Raw genomic sequence first — 17,409 nt, forward strand, 5'->3', positions numbered from 1 at the left:
GAAAAGGTGTGCGGGTTTCCGCACGCTTAGGCTGAGGGTGGGCTGTCAGCGAGCGCCGCCATGAGCCGGCTGGCCTGATGCAGGTCGTTCATCAGCGACGAGGCGAGCCAGGGGTCGAGGCGATGTTCGCGAAGCCGCTGCGCCATCTCGTGCTGCCAGTGGCGACGCACCTCGTCCAGCGGGGCCGCGATATCATTCGAGGAGCCCCCCTCGGCCAGGCGATTGAGGCCGACCGCCAGGGCCATGCGCAGGTCGTCGTGGGCCTCGCGCAGCGGGCTGAGGCGGGCGGCATGGCGCAGCAGGCTGCGCTGCAGCACTTCACCGAAGCGCACGGCTTCCACCATGCGCAATGTCTGACCCTGCAGTGCCTCCAGCTGCGCCTGCTGTACCTCGGTCAGCGGTACGTCGATGCGGGCCTGGAAAGCCAGGATTTCCCCCAGCAGCGGCTTGATGCGCTCGTGATAGCGCGCGTTGACGGCCGGCCAGGCGGCGGGCTCGATCGCGGCGTCCACCGCCTGTCGCTGTGGCGGGTGGCCGATGACGTCGGCGCTGGGCAGCAGGATGGCCGTGCACAGCAGGTGGTAGGCGCGCCGGTCGAGGCGCCGGCACTCCTGCTCCATGGCGCCGACCGCCGTATCGGCGTGATTGAGCGCTGCGCTGTCGAGGTAGCGCGCCTGGGTGAGCGGTAGCCGGACGGGGTCGGGAAAGCGGCGTTCGAGCCACCGGGCCAGGTGCCCGATCCAGGGCAGCATCAGCACGATGCCGAGCAGGTTGAACAGGGTGTGGAACAGTGCCAGCTTGAGCGGCCAGGCGGTTTCGGCCAGGCCGACCCGCGCGGCGAGGGCATCGACCAGCCAGGCCAGCGGCACCAGCAGCAGCAAGGCCACGGCGGCGGTGGCCAGGTTGAACACCACGTGGGCGCCGGCCAGGCGGCGGGCGGCAGCCCCGGCCGACAGGGCGCCGAGCACGGCGGTGACGGTGGTGCCGATATTGGCGCCGATGGCGATGGCCAACGCCGGCAGGTAGGGCAGCTGCCCCGTGGCCAGAGCGGTCAGGGTGAGCAGCAGCGTGGCGTGGCTCGACTGCATCACCACGGTGGCAACCACGCCGATCAGCACCAGCAGCGGCCAGTGCCAGAGCCGTTCACCGGACAGCCCGTCCAGGCGGATGCCGTCGCGCCAGGCCTCGAAGCCCAGCTTCATGAAGTCGATGCCGAGAAAGAGCAGGCCGATGCCCAGCAGCAGCCCAGCCACGCCGGCCAGCGCGCCGCTCAGGCGATAGCGGCCGAGCAGGCCAAGGGCGAGCAGTGGCATGGCGTACTGGGCCAGGTCGAAGCGCAGTCCGAACGAGGCGATCAGCCAGGCGCCGGTGGTGGTGCCCAGGTTGGCGCCGAACAGCAGCGCAATGGCGCCGGGCAGGGTGACCAACCCGGCGCTGACGAAGGACATCGCCAGCAGGGTGATGAGCGAGCTCGACTGCACCAGGGCGGTGGCCAGGGCGCCGACGCCGATGGCCCGAGCAGGATGGCGGGTGGCGCCGTGGAGCCAGCGGTCCAGGGTGCCGCCGGAGAGACGCTTGATGCTCTCCTCCAGCAGGGCCATGCCCCAAAGGAACAGGCCCAGGCCGGCCGCCAGGGTGGCCAGGTCGGGGCGCGACAGCAGCAGGGCCGCTGCGGCGCCCAGGCCAAGCAGTTCCAGGCGGCGTCTGCCGAGGGTTTGCTGCGCCGAGGATGCGGCCCGTTCCGCCACGTTCAGCGGCCTCGTGGGTCGAGGATCCTCACGGTCTGGATGGTGTTGCGCTGCTGCTCCTCGCGCTCTTGGTTGACGCGGGTGGTCAGCTCCGCGGCGGCCTCCTCCTCGATCGCCGACTGCTCGAAGAAGTCGCAGTTGACGCAGTCGCGATAGCGCACGCCATGCTGCTCCCAGGCGCGGATGCGGTCCATTTCGGCACAGCGGGGGCAGACGGCACCGGCGATGAAGCGTTTCAGAACGGCCATGATGCCTCCAATAGACAAGGGCCGCCGGAGAGCTCCGGCGGCGCTGAAGGGCTACGATACCGCGGCGCGGCGCCGCTGTCAGGCGGCGCGAATGCCGCTGTGGCGCAGCAGCGGTTCGACGCTGGGCTCGCGGCCGCGGAAGGCGCGAAACAGCTCTGCGGCGTCGCGGGCACCGCCCGGCTCGAGGATCTCGCGGCGGAAGCGTCGCCCGGTTTCGGGGTCGAAGATCCCGGCCTCCTCGAAGGCGCTCCAGGCGTCGGCGGAGAGCACCTCGGCCCACTTGTAGCTGTAGTAGCCCGCCGCGTAGCCGCCGGCGAAGATATGGCTGAAGCCGTTCTGGAAGCGGTTGAAGTCGGCTCTCGGTACTACCGAGACGGCGTCGCGCACCTGGTCGAGCAGGGCCTGTACGTCGGCGGCCGTGGGGGCGGCCAGCTCGTGGTGCAGGCGCAGGTCGAACAGCGAAAACTCGAGCTGGCGCACCAGGCCCATGGCCGACTGGAAGTTCTTCGCCGCCTGCAGGCGTTCGAGCAGTTCGTCCGGCAGCGGTTCGCCGGTGTCCACGTGGCCGGCGATCAGGGCGAGCCCGTCGCGCTCCCAGCAGTAGTTCTCCATGAATTGGCTGGGCAGCTCCACGGCGTCCCACGCCACACCGTTGATGCCGGAAACGTCGGCTACCGTCTGCCGGGTCAGCATGTGGTGCAGCCCGTGGCCGAACTCGTGGAACAGTGTGGTCACTTCGTCGTGGGTCAGCAGCGCCGGCCGCGCGCCGACCGGGCGGGTGAAGTTGCAGGTCAGGTAGGCCACCGGCAGCTGCAGCCGGCCATCCTCGTGGTGGCGGCGCACCCGGCATTCGTCCATCCAGGCACCGCCGCGCTTGCCCTCGCGGGCATAGAGATCAAGGTAGAAGCCGGCGATCGGCGCGCCGTGCTCCAGCACGCGGAAGTAGCGCACCTCGGGATGGTAGCGCGGCGCCTCGCTGTCCTCCTCGACGCTGACGCCGTAGAGCCGTTCGACCACCTGGAACAGGCCGTCGACCACCCGGGGCGCGGGGAAGTAGGGGCGCAGCTGCTCCTGGGAGATGGCGTGACGCGCCTCGCGCAGCTTCTCGCTGACGTAGCCGATGTCCCACGGGTTCAGGCTGACCAGGCCCAGGGTGTCGCGGGCATAGCGCTCGAGCTCGGCGTATTCAGAGTGGGCCTGGGGAACGGCGCGGCGCGCGAGGTCTTCCAGAAACGCCAGCACCTGCTCGGGTGACTCGGCCATCTTGGTGGCGAACGAGAGCTCGGCGTAGGTGGTGAACCCCAGCAGCTCGGCCAGCTCGCGGCGCAGGCGCAGCGTCTCCTCGATGATCGGGGCGTTGTCGTACTCGCCGGCGTTGGGGCCCTGGTCCGAGGCGCGGGTAACGAAGGCCGTGTACACCTCGCGGCGCAGCTCGCGGTCGTCGGCGAAGGTCAGCACCGGGGAGAAGCTGGGGAAGTCGAGGGTGATGCGGTAGCCCGTCACGCCCTTGGCCTCGGCGTTGGCGGCCAGCGTGTCGAGCGCGCTCTGCGGCAGCCCAGCCAGCGCCTCGGCGCTGTCGATGTCCTTGTGCCAGGCCTGGGTGGCATCGAGCAATTGGTTCGAAAAGGTATTGCCGAGCTCCGACAGGCGCGCCTTGATCTCGCCGTAGCGGCGCTTCTGCTCGGCGGGCAGGTCGACGCCGGCCAGGCGGAAGTCGCGCAGGGTGTTGTCGACGCTGCGCCGCTGGGCGTCGTCTAGCTCGGCCCAGGCCGGGCCCTCCTTCAACGCCTGCCAGGCGCGAAACAGCCCTTCGTGCTGGCCAAGCCAGGTGCTGTAGTCGGAGAGCTTGCCGAGGCAGGCCTGATAGGCGTCGCGCAGCGCCGGGGTGTTCATGGTGCCGTTGAGGTGCGAGACCGGCGACCAGGCGCGCGAGAGGCGATCGTTGAGCGCTTCCAGCGGGGCGGCCAGGCTCTGCCAGGTCGGCGCTTCGTGCTCGGCGCGTGCCACCAGCGCATCGATGGCGGTGCGATTGTCGGCGAGCAGCTTCTCGATGGCGGGGACGACGTGCTCCGGCTGAATCTCGGGAAACGGCGGCAGGTCGTGGGGTTCGAGCAGCGGATTATGGGCCATGGGCACCTCAGGTTGCGTCGTCGGGGCGATATCAAACGTTAGATGCGGCCGCCCGGGCCGGGTTTCAATCCTGCCGGGTTTGGTGGTGGCGAGCTGGGCTGCTAGGCTTGCGACCTTCCGGAACGAGAGGGCAAGGCATGAACGCAACACTGGAACGCTGGGGCAGCCGGCGGGCCTTCATTCTGGCGGTGACCGGGGCGGCCGTGGGGCTGGGCAACATCTGGCGCTTTCCTTATATCACCGGGGAAAACGGGGGGGCGGCCTTCCTGCTGCTCTACATTGCCTTCGTGCTGCTGCTGGGCCTGCCGGTGATGATGGCCGAGATCCTCATTGGCCGGGCCGGTCGGCGTAGCCCCATGCTGTCGCTGGGCCACCTGGCAACAGCTGCTGGCGCCAGCGCACACTGGCGCTGGCTGGGCCTGTTCGGGGCCTTCACCGTGTTCTGCATCCTCTCCTTCTACTCGGTGGTGTCGGGCTGGTCCATCGAGTTTCTCGTCACCTCGATCAACGGAGGCTTCGTCGGCGCGACGCCGGCCGAGGTGGGGGCGGGCTTCGAGGCCTTTCTCGGCGACCCCGCCCGCATGACCTTCAACCACACCCTGTTCCTGGCCATGACTATGCTGGTGGTGGCCGCGGGCGTGGCCAAGGGGCTGGAGCGGCTCAACAACCTGCTGATGCCGCTGCTCTATGTGCTGCTGCTGCTGCTGGCCGGCTACGCGGCGACCACGGAGGGCTTCGCCCCCGCGCTGGCCTGGCTGTTCCGTCCGGACCTCGCGGCGATCACTCCGCTGGTGGTGATGCACGCCATGGGCCACGCCTTCTTCACCCTGGCGGTGGGTGCCTGTGCGCTGATGGCCTATGGCGCCTACATGCCGGAGCAGCAGAGCCTGCCGCGCGCCGCCGGGGCCGTGGCGGTGCTGGATGTCGCCGTGGCGCTGCTGGCCGGTATCGCCATCTTCTCGGTGGTGTTCGCCCAGGGCATGGACCCGGGCGAGGGGCCGGGCCTGATGTTCGTCACCCTGCCGATCGCCTTTGCCGAGCTGCCGTGGGGGGCGCTGTGGCTCAGCGTATTCTTCCTGCTACTGCTGCTGGCCACTTGGACCTCGTCGATCAACCTGGCCGAACCTATGGTGGCCACGCTGCAGGGGGCCGGCATGCGGCGCGGGCCGGCCGCCGCCGCGGTGGGCGTGGCGGTCTGGCTGGTGGGGCTGCTGTCGGTGCTCTCGTTCTCGACCCTGGCCGAGTGGCGCCCGCTGTTCGGCATGAATGTCTTCGACCTGGTGACCACCATTCCCACCGAGATCTTCCTGCCGGTGGGCGGGCTGTTGATCGCGATCTTCGCCGCCTGGGTGATGCGCCGGGAGGAGGCGCGGGCCGCCCTCGGCGTGGGCGAGGCCGGCTTTCGCCTGTGGCAGGGCGTGGTACGCTGGGTGTCCATCCCGCTGGCGTTCGTGGTGCTGATCGCCGGCTTGCTGTGATCGGAAGGCGCCGACCACGGGTCGGCATGAGGAGAGGCAATGGCAAATGAAGCGGTGCGTGCCTGGAAGGGGGTGTCCCCGAGCCTGGGCAAGCGCGTCTACGTGGACCCGGCAAGCGTGGTGCTGGGCGATGTGGTGCTGGGCGACGACTGCTCGGTGTGGCCCATGGCGGTGATCCGCGGTGACATGCACCGCATCCGCATCGGGGAGCGTACCAGCGTCCAGGATGGCAGCGTGCTGCACATCACCCACGCCAGCGACTTCAACCCGGACGGCTTTCCGCTCACCATCGGCGACGACGTCACCATCGGCCACAAGGCGATCCTGCACGGCTGCACGCTGGGCAGCCGTATTCTGGTCGGCATGGGCGCCATCGTCATGGATGGCGCCGTGGTCGAGGACGAGGTGATCATCGCTGCTGGCGCCGTGGTGACGCCGGGCAAGCGCCTTGAAAGCGGCCATGTCTATGCCGGCAACCCGGCCCGGGCGCTGCGCCCGCTGAAGGAGAGCGAGCGGCGGTTCTTCCCTTACACCGCCGGCAACTACGTCAAGCTCAAGGACGAGTACCTGGCGGCGCAGGGCTAGGTGCACGCCTCGCTGGCGTTTCTTTTGCGTTGATTACGCCAACTCATTGTTTTTTCATGCGGGCGCAAGCGATAATCTGGGTATTTATCCAGCATGGAGGCTTGCCCCTGCATGGCCAACTTTCGCACCCACCTTGGCGTGGCCGCGGCCGGCGGGGCCGTACTGGCGCATGGGGGCTGGCAGGCGGGGCTGTGGGATCTCTGGCAGGGCGGCGTGGTGCTGGGCCTGGTGGCCTTCGGCGGCATCCTGCCCGACATCGACGCGGACCGCTCCAAGGCGATACGCCTCATCTTCAACCTGTTGGCGGTGCCAGCGGTGGTAGCCGGCGCGCTGCTGCTGCAGGCGAGGCTGCCGCCGGGGCCGCTGCTGCTGGTCTGCGGCGGGCTCTATCTGGCCGTGCGCTACCTGGCGGGCGGGGTGTTCAGCCGTTTCACCGTGCACCGCGGCATCTGGCATTCGCTGCTGGCCGCGGGGCTGTGCGGCCTGGCCACCACGGCGCTGAGCTACCGCTTCTTCGACCAGCCAGCCTGGCTGGCCTGGGCGCATGGGGTGGCGCTGAGCAGCGGTTTCGTGATTCACCTGCTGCTCGATGAACTCTACAGCGTCGACCTCACCGGGGCGCGCATCAAGCGCTCCTTCGGCACCGCCATCAAGCCGTTCGACTTCAAGGCTCCGGGCAACTCGGTGGCCATGCTGATGACCGCGGCGGCGCTGCTGCCATGGCTACCGCCCTGGTCGCCGCTGCTTGGGCTGCTCGCTCAGGGCGCCACCTTGTGGCGGTAGTCCTCGGCCCTGAGCCCGTACTTCTTCAGTTTGTCATAGAGGGTCTTGCGTGGCAGGCCGAGGTGCTCGCACACCTCGGTGATGCGGCCCCGGTGGCTGGCCAGCGACTGGCTGATCACGCTCTTCTCGAACAGCTCGACCTGCTGCGGTAGGGCCAGTTCACTGCCGCCGCTCTCCACCCCTTCGAGCAGGGCGTCGATGCGATAGTCGAACGCCGAGCCCAGCAGCACGTAGCGCTCGGCGAGGTTGCGCAGCTCGCGCACGTTGCCCGGCCAGTCGTGGGCCATCAGCGCCGAGATGCCGCCGCTGTCCAGCGGCGGCGCCTCAAGCCCGCTGCGGTTGGCGGCGACCACGGCGAAGTGCTGGAACAGCAGTGGGATGTCCTCGCGGCGTTCGCGCAGCGGCGGGATCGGCAGGGTCACCACGTTGAGACGGTAGTAAAGGTCCTCGCGGAACTCGCCCTGTTCGGCGGCGAGGCGCAGGTCGACCTTGGTGGCGGCGATGACGCGGATGTCCAGCGGCACGGCCTCGTTGGCGCCCAGCCGCTCGACGCAGCGCTCCTGCAGCACGCGCAGCAGCTTGACCTGCAGCGCCAGCGGCATCGATTCGATCTCGTCGAGGAACACGGTGCCGCCGTTGGCGTATTCGAACTTGCCGATACGCCGCTCTACGGCGCCGGTGAAGGCGCCCTTCTCGTGACCGAACAGCTCCGACTCGATGATGCTTTCCGGCACCGCGCCGCAGTTGATGGCGACGAAGGCATGGCCGCCGCGCGGGCTGCGCTCGTGGATGGCGCGGGCCACCAGGTCCTTGCCGGTGCCGGTCTCGCCGAACAGCAGCACGTCGGTTTCCACCTGGGCAATGCGCTGCACCATGGAAGCAAGCCGCTGGATGGCCGGGGTGCGCCCCACCAGGCGTGGCCCGGGCGCGGCCTGCTGGGCCTCGAGCTCGGCCTTGAGCTGGCGGTTCTCCAGGCTCAGGCGGCGCTTGTCCACGCCGCGGCGGACCATCTCGACCAGCCGCTCGCCGGCGAAGGGTTTCTCGAGGAAGTCCCAGGCGCCCTCGCGCATGGCTTCCACGGCGGTGGAGATATCGCCGTGGCCGGTGATCAGGATGACCGGCAGGTCGGGGTCGCGTAGGCGCACCTCGCGCAGCAGCGCCATGCCGTCCATGCCCGGCATGCGGATGTCGCTGACGATCACGCCGGGAAAGTCGGGCGCCAGCGCGGCGAGCGCGCTGGCCGCGCTGGCGTGGGGTTCGGGCTGGTAGCCGGCGAGTTCGAGCGTCTGGCCTGCGGTGATACGCAGGTGGGCTTCGTCGTCGACGATCAGCACCGGGATGGCCGCCGGATCATGCATGGGAACGCTGCTCCTCGGTTGGCGCAGGGCAGGGGGCGTCACTGCGTTCGTCACGCGGTAGGGTAAGGGTAAAGCAGGCGCCGCCGCCAGGTGGGTTGGTGGCCTCGATGCGCCCCCCCAGGTCGCTGACGATGCGCGACGAGATGGACAGCCCCAGCCCCAGCCCGCTGCCGGGCGACTTGGTGGTGTAGAACGGCTCGAAGATCCGCGACAGCTGGGCCTCGGGAATGCCGGGCCCGGTATCCGTCACGCTGATGCGCACCTGCCCGGGGGGCGTCTCGATCGCCAGGATCAGCCGCGGCTCGGGTGTCTCCGCCATGGCCTGCAGGGCGTTGCCGATCAGGTTGACCAGCACCTGCTCGAGGCGCACCAGGTCGGCATGTACCCACACCGCCTCCTCGCGCCAGTGGCGTTCCACGCGCACGTCGTCGCTGCGCAGCCGCGCCTGATAGAGCCGCAGGGCGTAATCGAAGCAGGCCTGGACCGACACCGCTGTTAGCGTGCTGCCGCTCTTGCGCGAGAACTGGCGCAGCTGGGCGCTGATCTCGGCCATGCGCTCGGTCAGCTCGACGATCTGCGCCAGGTTGGCGTCGGCGGCCTCGGCGCGCTGGCGCTCGAGGAATAGCCTGGCGTTTTCGGCATAGGCGCGGATGGCGGCCAAGGGCTGGTTGAGCTCATGGTTGATGCCGGCGGCGAGCTGGCCGAGCACGGCGAGCTTGGCCGCCTGGATCAGCTCGTCCTGGGTCTGGCGCAGGCTCTCCTCGGCCCGGCGTCGCTCCTCGATCTCGCCGGAAAGGCGCCGGTTGGTCTCGGTCAGGTCGCGCGTGCGCAGTTGGACGTTGCGCTCCAGTTCGTCGCGGGCGTGGGCCAGGGTCTGGCGCTCGCGTTCGGCGAACAGCTCGCGCTCGCGGCGCAGGCGCAGGCGCTGCCAGCCCACGCCGCCGGCGAGGATGACCACGCCGTAGAGCCCGCCAGCCAGCAGTGCGGCAAACCACTGCGCCTTCAGCACGGCATCCAGCGGCTTGAGGATGTGCATGTTCCAGCCGAAGGCTTCCATGTGACGTGCCAGCCCCAGGTGGCTGCCTTCGCCTAGCGGGCCCTGGGTGAAGCGCACCAGGCGGCTGCCGTCTTCACGGCGCTCGAATACCTCGAGCCCGGACGGCGAGAGCGGCTCGTCGGCGTAGCGGCGAGTGGCCAGCAGCGCCTGGTGCTCTTGCTCCGAGAGCGGGTAGAGGGCAGTCATGCGCAGCGCGGGGTGACTGGCCATGAAGATGATGTTGTCCTGGTCGGCCACCATCAGCACGGCGTCCTGCTCGGCCCAGCTTGCCTCCACGGCATCGAGCAGCACCTTGATCACCATGACGCCTTCGGGACGAGCGTCTGGGGTCGTGGTGTCGAGCCAAACCGGGGCCGAAAAGTAGTACCCGCGCTCGAGCGACTGGGTGCCAAGCCCGAAGAAGCGCCCGCGCCCGCCGGCGATGGCGTCCTGGTAGTAGCTGCGAAAGGCGTAGTTGTGTCCGATGAAGGTGTTGTCCAGATGCCAGTTGCTGGCGGCAAGCGTGGTGCCGTAGCGGTCGAGCAGGTAGACGTCGGAGACGTTGGCGATGGCGCGGAACTGGTCGAGCAATACGTTGAGCGGCATCGGGTCCTGGTGGCCGCGGTTGGTCAGGAAGCGCTTGACCATCTCGCGCGACGCCAGCAGCTGGGGCAGGTAATCATGGCGGGTCAGATGGCTTTCCAGGCCGGCCGCCGAGAGGCGCAGCTCGTTCTCGGCCTCGCGCACCAGGTTCTGCAGCGCCTGTTCGCGCGCCACTTGGGCGGCCTGCCACATGACCATGGCCAGCCCCAGCGGCAGTAGCAGTAACAGCCAGTGGCGGGCGGAAAGGGGGCGGCCTGGGCGCCTTGGGATTCGCGGCAGGTTCAAGTTGGGGCGCCTCAGGAGGGCACTTCCGGCAGCGCCTGGGCGCGCCGCAGGGCGCGCTGGGCGCGGGTCTCGGCGCGCTCCATCTCTAGCAGCCCCTCCTCGACGAACACCAGGTGTTCGTGGGCCCGAGCGCGGGCGTCCTCGGCGCGCCCTTCGAGAATGGCGTCGAGCAGGGCGCGGTGCTGCTTCATCAGCGTGGGGCGCGACTGTGGCTTTTCGAACAGGTGGGCGAGGTTGTCGACGATGCTCTTCTCCAGCAGGTGGAAGATGCCACGGATGGTGTGCAGCAGCAGCACGTTGTGCGCGGCCTCGGCAATGGCCAGGTGGAAGGCGGCGTCGGCCTTGGCCTCAAGCTCGGGGTTGCGCCCGGCGAAGCAGGCCTCCAGCTCCTCGAAGCGCTTGATCAGCATGGCACGGTCGGCCGGAGTGGAGCGCAGCGCGGCATAGTAGGCCGAGATACCCTCCATGGCATCGCGGAACTCGAGCAGGTCGAGGTGGAACTCCTGATGCCGCGCCAGCATGTCCAGCAGCGGGTCGCTGTAGCCGCTGTTGAGCTCGCTGGTGACGAAGGTGCCGCCGCCCTGGCGGCTGGTCAGCAGGCCGCGGGTGGCCAGCTTCTGGATGGCTTCGCGCAGTGACGGCCGCGACACCCCGAAGCGCTCCGCCAGTTCGCGCTCCGGCGGCAGGCGCTGGCCCGGCTTGAGGCTGCCTTCGAGGATCATCGCTTCGAGGCGCTCGGTGATGACATCGGCCAGGCGGGGCTGGCGAACGGTCTGGTAGGTCATGCGGTCGTTCCTGGGTGGCCGGCACTGGAGGGGCTAGGAATTGGTCTTACCAATATTGAAGTATCCGGCGGCATATTGCAAAGCCCGGCGCAGCGCGCCCAGACCGCGCCGGATCGCTAAAGTTGGACCAAAGTATAAGAATCTTGGTGGTTATTTTTTCAGCATCTGGTTTGACACTGCAAGGGGGGATCCCTAAGGTTCTCCCACTCGCCACGGTAAATTGGTAAAACCAATTTTCCGTAACAACAAACATGACGTGACTCCGCCCAACGCTCGCCGCGGGCCGGCAATGAGGGATCCTCATGACGCCAGTCAAGCTGTACCCACCCAAGCCGGAGAAGGTCTACTTCTTCGGGACCTGCCTCGTCGACCTTTTCTATCCGGAAGCCGGCCTGGATGGCATTCGCCTTTTGGAGCGTGAGGGGATCGAGGTGCTCTATCCCCAGGCGCAGACCTGCTGTGGTCAGCCGGCCTATACGTCCGGCTACCATGAGGAAGCGAAGGCCGTGGCAGCGGCACAGCTCGACCTGTTTCCCGAGGCCTGGCCGATCGTGGTGCCCTCCGGCTCCTGCGGTGGCATGATGCGCACCCACTACCCGCAGCTCTTTGCCGGCACCGAGCATGAGGCCCGGGCCAACGAGGTGGCCGGGCGCATCTATGAGCTGACCGAATTCCTGCTGCATGTCTGCCAGCTGCGGCTCGAGGATCGCGGTCAGCCGGAAAAGGTGGCCATGCATACCTCGTGCAGCGCCCGCCGCGAGATGGGCCTGGCCGAGACCGGCCCGGCGCTGCTCGCCCGGCTCGGCCAGGTGGAGCTGGTGGAGCAGGCGCGGGCCGCGGAGTGCTGCGGCTTCGGCGGCACCTTCGCGGTACGCCATCCGGAAGTGTCGGCTGCCATGGTGGAGGACAAGACACAGGCCATCGAGGCCACCGGTGCCAAGCAGTTCGTCACTTCCGACTGCGGCTGCCTGATGAACATCGGCGGGCGCTTCGAACACCAGCGCAAGGCGGTCAAGGGCGAGCACATCGCTAGCTACCTGTGGCGGAGGACCTCATGAGCGCATCGACTCCCGACGTGCAGACCTTCACCCCCCGCGATTTCCATCGCCAGGCCCACGACGCCTTGGGCAACCCGCAGATCCGCGCCAACTTCCGCCGCGCCATGGACGGTCTGATGACCAAGCGCCGCGACGTGTTCAGCGACTGGGATCTTGAAACCCTGCGCGAGCTCGGCGCCAATATCCGCCTGCGCGCGCTGGCCAAGCTGCCCGACCTGCTGGAGAAGCTTGAGGCCAACTGCCAGGCCAACGGCATCCAGGTGCACTGGGCCGAGGACGGCGGCGAGGCGTGCCGCATCATCCGCGAGATCTGCCAGCGCCACGGCGCCAAGGCGGTGATCAAGGGGAAGTCGATGGTCTCCGAGGAGATGCACCTCAATGCCCATCTCGAAGAGGCGGGCATCGAGGCGCTGGAGTCGGATCTCGGCGAATACCTGGTGCAGCTCAACCAGCAGACGCCTTCCCACATCATCATGCCGGCGATCCATCTCAATACCGATGAGATCTCCGAGATCATGCACGATAAAACCGGCATCGAGCGCACCCGCGACGTCGACACCATGACCGCCGCGGCCCGCGCCCAGCTGCGCGAGCGCTTCATGGCGGCCGATGTGGGTATCTCGGGGGTCAACTTCGCCGTGGCCGAGACCGGCACCCTGTGCTTGGTGGAGAACGAGGGCAACGGCCGTATGACCACCGCCGTGCCGCCGGTACATATCGCCGTGACCGGCATCGAAAAGGTGGTCGAGCACCTGCGCGACGTGCCGCCGCTCTATGCGCTGCTCACGCGTTCGGCCACCGGCCAGCACGTCACCACCTACTTCAACATGATCAGCTCGCCGCGCAAGGCGAGCGAGCACGATGGGCCGCAGGAGGTCCATCTGGTGCTGGTCGACAGCGGGCGCTCCAATATCTATCAGGACGACGAACTGCTCGACACCCTGCGCTGCATCCGCTGCGGCGCCTGCATGAACCACTGCCCGGTCTACACTCGGGTGGGGGGGCATACCTACGGCACCACCTATCCCGGTCCCATCGGCAGCATCCTGATGCCGCACATGATGGGCCTGGAGGCGACCAAGGACCTGCCCACCGCCTCGAGCCTGTGCGGCGCCTGCGGCGAGGTGTGTCCGGTCAAGATTCCGATACCCGACCTGCTGGTGCGCCTGCGCCGCGAGGCGGTGGGCGAAGGGCGTGGCAACGTGCCCGGTGCCGGCGTCAAGCGCAGCAGGAAAGAGGTGGCGGCGTGGAAGGGCTTCCAGTGGCTGGCCACGCATCCCGGCGCCTGGCGCAGCAGCACGGCCATCGCCGGCAAACTGCAGGCACTGATGCCGTCGAAGCTGGGGCCCTGGACGGAGCACCGCACCGCGCCCAAGCCGGCCAAGGCCTCGCTGCATGAGCTGGTCAAGCGCCATCAGGCCGACAAGGGAGGCAAGCGTTCATGAGCGCCCGCGACAACATTCTCAAGCGCCTGCGCGAGCGAGCCGACGGCCCGCTGACGGCGCCCGTCAGTGACTTCGCCGTGGTCACCGGCCGCGGCTGGAGCCATCAGGAGCGGCTGGCCCGCTTCGAGCGCCTGATCGCCTCGGTGCACGGCGAAGTGATTCATACCTCCCGCGATGGCTGGACCGCGACGCTGGCCGAGCTGCTCGCGGCCAAGGGCATTCGGCGCCTGGCGCTGGGTCGGCAGCACCCCGTCGCCGCAGAGGCGCGTGAGGCCCTGGCCGAGGCCGAGGTCGTGCTGATCGATGCCGACCGCGACATCGAGAGCTGGCGGCACGAGCAGTTCCACGACACCGACGCCGGCCTGACCTCGACCCGCGGCGCCATCGCCGAAACCGGCAGCCTGTGGCTGTGGCCGACCCCCGACGAACCGCGCCTGCTCAGCCTGGTGCCGCCGATCCATATTGCCGTGCTCGATGCCGATACCATCGAGGATACCTTCTTCGACGTCGTTGAGGCCCATGGCTGGGCCGGTGATATGCCCACTAACGCGCTGTTGATCTCCGGGCCGAGCAAGACCGCCGACATCGAGCAGACCCTGGCCTATGGCGTCCACGGACCGCGCGAGCTGGTGGTGCTGCTGCGCCATGCCGAGGGGCGCCCATGACCATCGCCAACATCGCCCCCGCCGTTGACCCCTGGCAGGCGCTCAAGCAGGAACTGCTCGCGATCATGCCCGCCGAGCGGCTGATCGACGACCCCTTGCGCACCCTGGCCTACGGCACCGATGCCAGCTTCTACCGCCTCATTCCCCGGCTGGTGGTGCGTCCCGCCAGCGAGGGCGAGCTGATGGCGGTGCTGGCCGGCTGCCGCAAGCGTCAATTGCCGGTCACCTTCCGCGCTGCCGGCACCTCGCTCTCGGGGCAGGCGGTCACCGACTCGGTGCTGATCCAGCTGCGCGAGGGCTGGCGCGGCCACGAAATCCTCGACAATGGCCGGGCGATCCGCCTGCAGCCCGGCGTCATCGGCGCCCGGGCCAACCAGCTGCTGATCCCGTTCGGGCGCAAGATCGGGCCCGACCCGGCCTCCATCAACAGCTGCATGGTGGGCGGTATCGCCGCCAACAACGCCTCAGGCATGTGTTGCGGTACGGCACAGAACAGCTATCGCACGGTGCGCGACATGCGCATCATCCTGGCTGACGGCACCCGCCTGGATACTGCCGATCCGGCCAGCCGCGAAGCCTTTCGTCGTAGCCATGTCGAACTCGTCGAGGGGCTCGAGCGGCTCTCCGCCGAGACCCGGGCCAACGCGGCGCTGGCGGAGAAGATCCGCCACAAGTACCGGCTCAAGAACACCACCGGCTACGCGCTCAACAGCCTGGTCGACTTCGACGACGGCATCGAGATCCTCAAGCACCTGATGATCGGCTCCGAGGGCACGCTCGGCTTCATCAGCACCATCACCTACGACACCGTCGTCGACGAGCCGCACAAGGCGGCGGCGCTGGTCTTCCTGCCCGATATGGCCACCACCTGTCGCGCCACCATCGCGCTTAAGCCGGCGCCGGTCTCAGCGGTGGAGCTGATGGATCGTGCCGCGCTGCGCTCGGTGGAGAACAAGCCGGGCATGCCCGAGGCGCTCAAGCGCCTGCCCGAAGGGGCGGCGGCGCTGCTGATCGACGTGCGCGGCAACGACGAAGCGGAGCTCCAGGCGCGGCTCGACGCCGTGCAAGCCATCTTCGAGGGCATCCACACCCTGGAGCCGGTGACTTTCACCCGTGACAAGGCGCTCTACGAACTCTACTGGAAGATCCGCAAAGGCCTGTTTCCCGCCGTCGGTGCGGTGCGTGATACCGGTACCACGGTGATCATCGAGGATGTCGCCTTCCCTATCGAGCGTCTCGACGAAGGCGTGCTGGCGCTGACCGAGGCCTTCCACCGCCATGGCTACCCGGAGGCGATCCTGTTCGGCCACGCGCTGGAGGGCAACCTGCACTTCGTCTTCCCGCAGGGCTTCGAGAAGCCTGGCGAGGTGGAGCGCTACCAGGCGCTGATGGATGAGGTCGCGCAGCTGGTCGGCGTCGAGTACGGCGGCTCGCTCAAGGCCGAGCATGGCACCGGGCGCAACATGGCGCCCTATGTGGAACTGGAGTGGGGACCCGAGGCCTACGCGCTGATGTGGCAGATCAAGGCGCTGTTCGACCCGGAGAATCTGCTCAATCCCGACGTGATTCTCAGCCGCAATCCGACCCTGCACCTGGAGAACCTCAAGCCGCTGCCGGCCGCCGACCCCATCGTCGACAAGTGCATCGAATGCGGCTTCTGCGAACATGTCTGCCCTTCACGCGACCTCACGCTCACGCCGCGGCAGCGCATCGTCGCCGCCCGTGAGATGGCCAGGCTCGAAGCGCTGGGCGCTAGCCCGAGCAGCGAAGAGGCCGCGCGGCTCGAGCGGCTGCGCGACGACTACCGCTATGCCGGTGACGAAACCTGTGCCGTCGATGGCCTCTGTGCTACCCAGTGTCCCGTGGGAATCAACACCGGTGAGCTGATCCGTGAGATGCGCCGCGAGCGGCTGGCGCCGTATGCCGATACGGCGCGCCGTGTGGGGCGGCATTTCTCTGGCACCACGCGGGTGGCGCGGGGCCTGCTCAACCTGGCCGGCGTCGGGCGTGCGGTGCTCGGCGAGAAGGGGCTCTCCGGCGTGAGTGGCGCCCTCACTCGGGCCAGCGGTGGCAAGGTGCCCCAGTGGGTGCCGACGCTACCCAAAGCGGCGCCGGTGCGAGTGTTGAAGCAGACGACGACGGCTGGCGGCGAAGCGCGCGACAAGGTCGTCTACTTTCCTTCCTGCGCCACTCGGGTCTTCGGCGCCACCCATGGCGACAGCGAAAATCGCTCGATCATGGAGATCACCCTTTCACTGCTCGACAAGGCGGGCTTCGAGGTGATCCTGCCCGAGATGCCCGGGCATCTCTGCTGCGGCATGGCCTTCCAGTCCAAGGGGCAGTTCGACGAGGCGACGCACAAGGCCCGTGAACTCAACCGTGAACTGCTGGTGGCCAGCCAGAATGGGCGCTACCCGATCCTCAGTGACACCAGTCCCTGCGTGCTGCACATGCAGAGCCGGCTGGATGAACGGCTGAGCCTGCAGGAGCCCGTGGCCTTCGCCCACGACCACCTGCTACCGCGGCTTGCCATCACCCCGCTCGACGAGCGTGTAGCGGTGCACGTGACCTGCTCCAGCACCCATATGGGGCTTGGCGAACGCATGGTGGCCCTGGCGCGGGCCTGTGCCCGTGAGGTGGTGGTGCCGGCAGAGATCACTTGCTGCGGCTTTGCCGGCGATAAGGGGCTGGTCACGCCGGAGCTCAACGCCTCGGCCCTTAAGGGGCTGGCGACCCAGGTGGAAGCGTGCGACGCGGGCTACTCCAACTCGCGTACCTGCGAGATCGGCCTGTCGCTGCATGGCGGTATCCCGTATCGCTCGATCCTCTCGCTGCTCGACCGTGCCAGCCAGCGGCGAGACGAGGCAAGAGACACCGCCTGAATCCTTCCACAGGCACTCGTTGGTGAGCGCTTGTGGATAGCGTTGGCGACGCTCGTCTCTCGCCCTAGTAGCCCCTGCGTATCGCCCCGGCGCCGACCGCCTGAAATTTTTTTACACGCAAGGCTTGCGGTGCCCGGGGTGAATGCGTAAAGTACGCATCCGCTGCCGGTGACGGGCAACGTCATCAGCGGTGGGGAGAGTGGTAAGTGGTTGTCTCGCTTTGGTTTTTTCGATTCGTTTCGCAAAAATCGCCCTTGACGCCCACGGCGAATTCGGTAGAATGCGCCCCACTCGAAAGCAAGTCCGGCAGCGGGCTTGCG

The 17,409-nt window shown here is 68.2% G+C and carries 13 protein-coding genes; 7 read left to right on the forward strand and 6 right to left on the reverse strand.

The features are described 5' to 3' along the window. Nucleotides 1-26: 26 nt before the first annotated feature. The 3 genes from ACT7B3_RS01645 to prlC form a co-directional block, all read right to left on the reverse strand. Nucleotides 27-1,748, reverse strand: a complete 1,722-nt coding sequence (locus tag ACT7B3_RS01645) for a Na/Pi cotransporter family protein (protein WP_445156647.1) — start codon at nt 1,746-1,748, stop codon at nt 27-29. A gap of 2 nt (nt 1,749-1,750) precedes the next feature. Further along, nucleotides 1,751-1,996, reverse strand: coding sequence for a YheV family putative zinc ribbon protein (locus ACT7B3_RS01650; protein WP_445156648.1), 246 nt, complete (start codon nt 1,994-1,996; stop codon nt 1,751-1,753). Nucleotides 1,997-2,074: 78 nt separating this feature from the next. After that, entirely contained in the window at nt 2,075-4,126 is a 2,052-nt protein-coding gene (gene prlC / locus ACT7B3_RS01655) for an oligopeptidase A (RefSeq protein ID WP_445156649.1), read from the reverse strand. Nucleotides 4,127-4,263: 137 nt separating this feature from the next. Here prlC and ACT7B3_RS01660 point away from each other — a divergent pair, with 137 nt between their 5' ends. From ACT7B3_RS01660 to ACT7B3_RS01670, 3 genes are all read left to right on the forward strand, one after another. Continuing rightward, a complete protein-coding gene (locus ACT7B3_RS01660; RefSeq protein ID WP_445156650.1) occupies nt 4,264-5,604 on the forward strand; it encodes a sodium-dependent transporter in 1,341 nt (446 codons plus the stop codon). Between the two features lie 39 nt (nt 5,605-5,643). Next, a complete protein-coding gene (locus ACT7B3_RS01665) occupies nt 5,644-6,189 on the forward strand; it encodes a gamma carbonic anhydrase family protein (protein WP_445156651.1) in 546 nt (181 codons plus the stop codon). A 111-nt stretch (nt 6,190-6,300) separates the two neighbouring features. Then, a complete protein-coding gene (locus tag ACT7B3_RS01670) occupies nt 6,301-6,972 on the forward strand; it encodes a metal-dependent hydrolase (protein ID WP_444678605.1) in 672 nt (223 codons plus the stop codon). Here ACT7B3_RS01670 and ACT7B3_RS01675 read toward each other — a convergent pair. From ACT7B3_RS01675 to ACT7B3_RS01685, 3 genes are read right to left on the reverse strand one after another with little or no spacing between them, the layout of a single operon-like run. After that, complete coding sequence (locus ACT7B3_RS01675; RefSeq protein WP_445156652.1) at nt 6,948-8,330, reverse strand: sigma-54-dependent transcriptional regulator; 1,383 nt, start codon at nt 8,328-8,330, stop codon at nt 6,948-6,950. The two genes, ACT7B3_RS01670 and ACT7B3_RS01675, sit on opposite strands and share 25 nt — an antisense overlap. Beyond that, on the reverse strand, nt 8,323-10,248 hold the full coding sequence (locus ACT7B3_RS01680) for a sensor histidine kinase (RefSeq protein WP_445158825.1): 1,926 nt from the start codon (nt 10,246-10,248) through the stop codon (nt 8,323-8,325). The genes ACT7B3_RS01675 and ACT7B3_RS01680 overlap by 8 nt, the downstream gene beginning before the upstream one ends. A gap of 17 nt (nt 10,249-10,265) precedes the next feature. Further along, nucleotides 10,266-11,039 (reverse strand): GntR family transcriptional regulator, encoded by a 774-nt coding sequence (locus tag ACT7B3_RS01685; protein WP_444678602.1) that lies wholly within the window; start codon nt 11,037-11,039, stop codon nt 10,266-10,268. 302 nt (nt 11,040-11,341) lie between these two features. Here ACT7B3_RS01685 and ACT7B3_RS01690 point away from each other — a divergent pair, with 302 nt between their 5' ends. The 4 genes from ACT7B3_RS01690 to ACT7B3_RS01705 are packed head-to-tail and all read left to right on the forward strand — an operon-like array spanning nt 11,342 to nt 17,089. After that, nucleotides 11,342-12,097, forward strand: a complete 756-nt coding sequence (locus tag ACT7B3_RS01690) for a (Fe-S)-binding protein (protein WP_445156653.1) — start codon at nt 11,342-11,344, stop codon at nt 12,095-12,097. Further along, on the forward strand, nt 12,094-13,542 hold the full coding sequence (locus ACT7B3_RS01695) for a LutB/LldF family L-lactate oxidation iron-sulfur protein (RefSeq protein WP_445156654.1): 1,449 nt from the start codon (nt 12,094-12,096) through the stop codon (nt 13,540-13,542). The genes ACT7B3_RS01690 and ACT7B3_RS01695 overlap by 4 nt, the downstream gene beginning before the upstream one ends. Further along, nucleotides 13,539-14,207 (forward strand): LutC/YkgG family protein, encoded by a 669-nt coding sequence (locus ACT7B3_RS01700; RefSeq protein ID WP_445156655.1) that lies wholly within the window; start codon nt 13,539-13,541, stop codon nt 14,205-14,207. Before ACT7B3_RS01695 ends, ACT7B3_RS01700 begins: the two co-directional genes overlap by 4 nt. Continuing rightward, nucleotides 14,204-17,089 (forward strand): FAD-binding and (Fe-S)-binding domain-containing protein, encoded by a 2,886-nt coding sequence (locus ACT7B3_RS01705; RefSeq protein ID WP_445156656.1) that lies wholly within the window; start codon nt 14,204-14,206, stop codon nt 17,087-17,089. The genes ACT7B3_RS01700 and ACT7B3_RS01705 overlap by 4 nt, the downstream gene beginning before the upstream one ends. Nucleotides 17,090-17,409 lie beyond the last annotated feature (320 nt).

This window comes from Halomonas sp. E14, assembly GCF_052568415.1.